The following is a 5,408-nucleotide window of genomic DNA, read 5'->3' on the forward strand; positions in this document are numbered from 1 at the left end:
ACGCCTTCAGCTCGGCGGCCGACAGCGTCTGCTGCAGGATCACGAGCACGAGCAGCGCGCACAGCTGGCCGCCGATCAACGTCACGTACTGGAACGATGCGAAGAAGCCGCGCCGCCCCTTCAGCGCGACTTCACTCATATAGGTCGCGCTCGTGCCGTATTCGCCCCCGACCGACAGACCCTGGAACAGGCGCGCCACCAGCAGCAGCACCGGCGCAAGCGCGCCGATCTGCGCGTAGGTCGGCAGCGCCGCGATCACGAGCGAGCCGCCGCACATCATCAGCACCGAGATCATCATCGCCGCGCGCCGGCCGTGCTTGTCGGCGATGCGGCCAAACAGCCAGCCGCCGATCGGGCGCATCAGGAAGCCCGCCGCGAACACGCCGGCGGTATTCAGCAGCTGCGTGGTCGTATTGCCGCTCGGAAAGAACGCGGGCGCGAAATACAGCGCGCAGAACGAATAGATGTAGAAATCGAACCACTCGACGAGGTTGCCCGAAGAGGCGCCGACGATGGCGAACACGCGACGCCGGGTATCCTGCGCGGACATCACGGCTTGGTCGGTCTGAACGTCCATGGGTAGGTCTGTTCCTTTTAGTGCTTTTTTGGCTTGGCGGTCGGCATGGCGCCGCCGCTGACGGACGCGCATGGCACCGGTTCCGGCGCACGGCGTTATCGGATTTTAGCCAAATGTAATGTAAGAGACTGTCCGGGTTCGTCCGGATGTAGAAAAATTTTCTCCCGTCAACCATTCGTCATGTGAAAACGCCAGCCGCAGGCTGGCGTCCGATGCAAACCGCCCGTCACGTCAGAGGCGCAACTCGGGCGGCGTATAGCGGCACTCGTAGCGCTTGCGCACGGTGCCCGCCTCGTCGACGCTTTCAAGATAGACGTCGAACTGCCACAACCGCGCCATATGCTTGAGCACCTCGTCGCTGTCGTTCGCCAGATGCCGGTTGTCGGTCATGAAGTGGCGTAGCGTCAGACTGCGGTCGCCGCGCGTGTTGACCGACCAGACCTGGATGTTCGGTTCCCGATGATGGATGTCGTACTGTCTCGACAATGCCTGCCGCACGTACTGATAACCGCTGTCGTCGTGGATCGCCGACACCTCGAGCGCATCGCGCATATCGTCGTCGAGCACCGAGAAGAGCCGCATCTCGCGAATCAGGTGCGGCGACAGGTACTGCGCGATAAAGCTTTCGTCCTTGAAGTTGCGCATGGCGTAATGCAGCGCCGGCAGCCACGGGCTGCCGGCCAGCTCGGGGAACCACTTGTAGTCCTCGTCGGTGGGCGATTCGCAGACCCGCCGGATGTCGCTCATCATCGAAAAACCGAGCGCATACGGATTGATCCCGCTGTAATACGGTTTCGTCACGGGCGGCTGGTAAATCACGTTGCTGTGCGAATGGAGGAACTCCATCATGAAGCCGTCCGCCAGCTTGCCCTGGTTGTAGAGCGTGTTCAGCAGCGTGTAATGCCAGAACGTCGCCCAGCCTTCGTTCATCACCTGCGTCTGCCGCTGCGGGTAGAAATACTGGCCGATCTTGCGCACGATGCGGATCACTTCCCGCTCCCACGGTTCGAGCAGCGGCGCATTCTTTTCGGCGAAATACAGCAGGTTTTCCTGCGGTTCGGGCGGATAGCGGTCTTCCTGCTCTTCGGCGAGCGCGTGCTTCTTCGCCGGCAGCGTGCGCCACAGCTCGTTGACCTGCGACTGCAAATACGCCTCGCGCTCGCGCCGCAATGCCGATTCCTTCGACAGCGACGGCTTTTGCGGCCGCTTGTAGCGGTCGACGCCATAGTTCATCAGCGCATGGCACGAGTCGAGCAGTTCCTCGACGCGATCGAGACCGTAGCGCTCCTCGCACTCGGCGACATAGTTCTTCGCGTAGACGAGATAGTCGATGATCGCGTGCGCATCGGTCCACAGCCGGAACAGGTAATTGCCCTTGAAGAACGAGTTGTGACCGTACGCGGCGTGCGCGATGACGAGCGCCTGCATCGTCATCGTGTTCTCTTCCATCAGATACGCGATGCAGGGATTCGAGTTGATGACGATCTCGTAGGCCAGCCCCATCTGGCCACGCCGGTAGCTCTTTTCGGTCGACAGGAAGTGCTTGCCGAACGACCAGTGCCGGTAGTTCACCGGCATGCCGACCGACGCGTAGGCGTCCATCATCTGCTCGGCGCTGATCAGCTCCAGCTGGATCGGATAGATATCGAGTTCGTACTGCTCGGCGACCTGCGCGATGTGCGTGTCGTATTCCTCGAGCAGCTCGAAAGTCCAGTCGGACGGGCACGGCAACGGCTTTCGTTCGGCAATGTTCATACGCGCTTCCTTCTGCCCGGCACCGGGCAAGTCGGCAGGCGGCTCCGACACGTCGGCCCGGCCGCGTTGCTGCGTCGCGGCACGACCGGCAGTGTCGTCGCCCGATCGACGCGGCTCGTAGCCGCGCGATTCGCTGTGCAGATGGCGGCTCGTCATGACGTTTCCACCTGCTTTTCGAACAATTCGCGAAACACCGGGTAGATATCGGCAGCCGATTCCACCTTTTTCATCGCGAGATGCGGTTGCGACTGCATCAGCTGCGCGTATTCCAGCCAGAGATTCTGTTCTTCCGGCGCAACCTGGATATAGGCGAAGTAACGCGTCTTCGTGAGGATATCCTCTTCCAGGATTTTGCGACACTTCGGCGAGTCGTCCGTCCAGTTGTCGCCGTCCGACGCCTGCGCGCCGTAGATGTTCCATTCGGTCGGCGAGTAGCGCTCGTTCATCACCTTGCGCATCAGTTCGAGGGCGCTCGACACGACCGTGCCGCCGCTCTCCGTCGAATGGAAGAAGGTGTCCTCGTCGACTTCCTCCGCGCGCGTGTGGTGGCGGATGAACACCACCTCGATACGCTCGTAGTTGCGCTTGAGGAACAGGTACAACAGGATGAAGAAGCGCTTGGCGAGATCCTTGCGCTGCTCGTCCATCGAGCCGGAGACGTCCATCAGGCAGAACATCACGGCCTGGCTCGACGGCTGCGGCTGCTTCACGCGGTTGATGTAGCGCAGATCGAACGGATCGATGAACGGGATGCGCCAGATGCGCCCCTTCAGGTGATGAATCTGATCCTCGAGCGCCGCGATCTCCGCGCAGCGGTCTTCGGGATCGTTCTTCAGCGCTTCGAGCTGCGTTTCCAGCTCGCGCAGCGCGTTGACGAGCGGCGAACCCAGCGCAATGCGGCGCCCGAGCGCACTCCGCAGCGAGCGGACGACGTCGATATTGTTCGGCGTGCCTTCGGCCGCCCAGCCCGCGCGCACGTTTTTCCAGCTCGGCACCGTCAGCAGATGCGTCTTGACGAGGCGCGGCAGTTCGAGATCGTCGAAGAAGTACTGCATGAATTCATCGCGGGACAGCTCGAACACGAAGTCGTCCTGCCCTTCGCCCTCGTTGCTGGCCTGGCTTCCGCCGCCGCCCGAGCCGCCCTGCGGACGCGGAATCTTGTCGCCGCGCACGTAGTCCTCGTTGCCGGGATGCACGAACTCGCGGCGCCCGCCGGGGCCGTGCCGGAAAGTCGGCTCGGCGATGTCCTTGCGCGGGATCGTGATGCTCTGCGTGCTCTGGATATCCTTGATGCTACGGTCGCGCACCGCGTCCGAAACGGCGCGACGGATATAGTTCTTGACGCGACGCAAAAAGCGTTCGCGGTTGGCAATGCTCTTGTTCTTGCCGGCCAGCCTGCGGTCGATGATTTGATGAAGCACGCCCGGTCTCCCGCTCGAATGTCGATATGCCGGGGCGCCCGCCGCGCATGCCGTGTCCCGTCATGCGAGCCGGCGCCTCTCAGGGTGACGCCCGTGCGGCTCGCCGCACGGGTGCTGCACGACGCGCGTCATGACGACTTGCGTACGCGCAGGTACCAGTCGCAAAGCAGCCGAACCTGCTTCGGCGTATAGCCCTTCGCGACCATCCGGTTCACAAAGTCCTCATGCTTGCGCTGCTCCTCCGCCGAGCCCTTCGCGTTGAACGAAATGACCGGCAACAATTCCTCGGTATTCGAGAACATCTTCTTCTCGATCACGACACGCAGCTTCTCGTAGCTCGTCCATACCGGGTTCTTGCCCGCATTCGCCGCGCGCGCGCGCAGGACGAAGTTCACGATCTCGTTGCGGAAATCCTTCGGATTGCTGATGCCGGCCGGCTTCTCGATCTTCTCGAGCTCCGCGTTCAGCGCGGCGCGGTCGAAGCTCTCGCCCGTGTCGTGGTCGCGGAACTCCTGATCCTGGATCCAGAAGTCCGCATACGTGACGTAGCGATCGAAGATGTTCTGGCCGTACTCCGAATACGACTCCAGATAGGCGGTCTGGATTTCCTTGCCGATGAACTCCGCATAGCGCGATGCGAGCACGTCCTTTACGTACGACAGGAATTTCTGCTCGGTTTCCGGCGGAAACTGCTCGCGCTCGATCTGCTGTTCGAGCACGTACATCAGGTGCACCGGATTCGCCGCCACTTCCGTCGAGTCGAAGTTGAACACGCGCGACAGGATCTTGAACGCGAAGCGTGTCGACACGCCCGTCATGCCCTCGTCGACGCCCGCGAAATCGCGATACTCCTGATACGACTTCGCTTTCGGGTCGGTGTCCTTCAGGTTCTCGCCGTCGTACACCTGCATCTTCGAGAACAGGCTCGAATTCTCCGGCTCGTGCAGGCGCGTGAGCACGGAGAACTGCGCCATCATCTTCAGCGTGCCGGGCGCGCACACGGCTTCGGCCAGCGACGAGTTGCGGATCAGCTTCTCGTAGATCTTGATCTCTTCGGACGAGCGCAGGCAGTACGGCACCTTCACGACGAAGATCCGGTCGAGCAGCGCCTCGTTGTTGCGATTGTTCTTGAATGCCTTCCATTCGGACTCGTTCGAGTGAGCGAGGATGATGCCGTCGAACGGAATCGCGCCGAACCCTTCGGTGCCTTTGAAGTTGCCTTCCTGGGTCGCCGTCAGCAACGGGTGCAGCACCTTGATCGGCGCCTTGAACATCTCGACGAATTCAAGCAGGCCCTGGTTCGCGAGACACAGGCCGCCGGAGTAGCTGTATGCATCCGCATCGTCCTGCGCGTATTGCTCGAGCTTGCGGATATCGACCTTGCCGACGAGCGATGAAATATCCTGGTTGTTCTCGTCGCCCGGTTCGGTCTTGGCGATGCCGATCTGCCGCAGGATCGACGGATAGCGGCGCACGACGCGGAACTGGCGGATGTCGCCGTTGTACTCGTGCAGGCGCTTCACCGCCCACGGACTCAGGATGCATTTCAGGTAGCGGCGCGGGATGCCGTACTGTTCCTCGAGAATCGGGCCGTCCTCGTCGTAGTCGAACAGCCCGAGCGGCGATTCGTTGACGGGCGACCCCTTCAGCGCATA

4 protein-coding genes are annotated in these 5,408 nt (G+C 61.8%); all 4 read right to left on the reverse strand.

Annotated elements, in window-relative coordinates; all coding sequences use genetic code 11:
• A partial coding sequence (locus tag KH616_RS20750) for an MFS transporter (RefSeq protein ID WP_292250396.1) occupies positions 1–577 on the reverse strand: 577 nt, incomplete at its 3' end.
• Between the two features lie 231 nt (positions 578–808).
• Complete coding sequence (locus tag KH616_RS20755; RefSeq protein WP_292250397.1) at positions 809–2,488, reverse strand: SpoVR family protein; 1,680 nt, start codon at positions 2,486–2,488, stop codon at positions 809–811.
• The gene (locus KH616_RS20760; RefSeq protein ID WP_292250398.1) at positions 2,485–3,753 is read right to left on the reverse strand and encodes a YeaH/YhbH family protein; all 1,269 of its coding nucleotides are present in this window, start codon (positions 3,751–3,753) and stop codon (positions 2,485–2,487) included. Before KH616_RS20760 ends, KH616_RS20755 begins: the two co-directional genes overlap by 4 nt.
• A gap of 128 nt (positions 3,754–3,881) precedes the next feature.
• On the reverse strand, positions 3,882–5,408 hold a 1,527-nt coding region (locus KH616_RS20765), incomplete at its 5' end, for a PrkA family serine protein kinase (RefSeq protein ID WP_292250399.1).

This window comes from Burkholderia sp. (genome assembly GCF_018375725.1).
GTDB lineage: Bacteria > Pseudomonadota > Gammaproteobacteria > Burkholderiales > Burkholderiaceae > Burkholderia.

Coding starts and splice junctions, on each gene's coding strand:
- KH616_RS20755 (WP_292250397.1), bottom strand. CDS start 2,488: ATGACGAGCCGCCATCTGCACAGCGAATCGCGCGGCTACGAGCCGCGT.